The organism is Neisseria sp. P0022.S010 (assembly GCF_051956635.1).
Genome location: NZ_JBQCXF010000762.1, coordinates 1 through 831 on the forward strand (window position 1 = coordinate 1; position 831 = coordinate 831).

At 52.3% G+C, this 831-nt stretch carries 1 protein-coding gene; it reads left to right on the top strand.

Features of this window, described 5'->3' with window-relative positions; translation table 11 throughout:
- Positions 1–654 (top strand): NAD(P)/FAD-dependent oxidoreductase (locus ACTHUT_RS21245; RefSeq protein WP_440419784.1); only part of this gene is annotated, 654 nt, incomplete at its 5' end.
- Positions 655–831 lie beyond the last annotated feature (177 nt).

Here is an 831-nt window from a genome sequence, read left to right on the forward strand (position 1 = left end):
CGTATCGAGCCATGCGATAACGGCTGGCTGGTACACACGCCCAATGGCAGCGTTGAATGCAAAAACCTTGTTTATGCCGTCAATACTTATGCCGGTTTGCATCCAAAATTCAAAGTATTGGAACAAAAAGCCATTGCAGTCAGCACCTTTATCATCGCCACCGAACCTTTGGGCGAACGCGCCAAAGACCTGATCCGCAACAATATGGCCATCTGCGACAACCGCCACGTCCTCGACTACTACCGCCTCAGCGCCGACGGCCGCCTGCTCTTCGGCGGCAAAGACAACGAGTTTATCGATGACCCTGACCGCATGACCGAACTCGTCCGCCAAGACATGCTGAAAGTTTTCCCGCAACTTGCCGACGTCAGAATTGAGCATTCTTGGGGTGGTGAATGCGACATTACGCGCAACCTCGCCCCACATTTCGGCCGCCTCGCCCCTACCGTTTTCTACGCCCAAGGCTATTCCGGACACGGTATGGCGATTACCGGCATTGCCGGTTTGGCGATTGCCGAAGCCATCATGGACGATGACGGCCGTCTGAAACCTTTTGAGCAACTGCGCCACAGCAACATCATTACCCAGCCTTTCCTGCGCAAACTCGGCTCTTTCCTCGGCTCAAAATACTATCAATGGAAAGACAGCCACTAAACCCAAACAACAAACATATTTCAGGCAGCGGCAGATTCAAGTAAAATTCAGGCCGTCTGAAAGCTTAGATACGACAAAATTCAATCATTTATCAGCAAGGAAACCATCATGAGCAACCATCACAAACTCATCATCCTCGGCTCCGGCCCTGCCGGCTATACTGCCGCCGTCTATGCC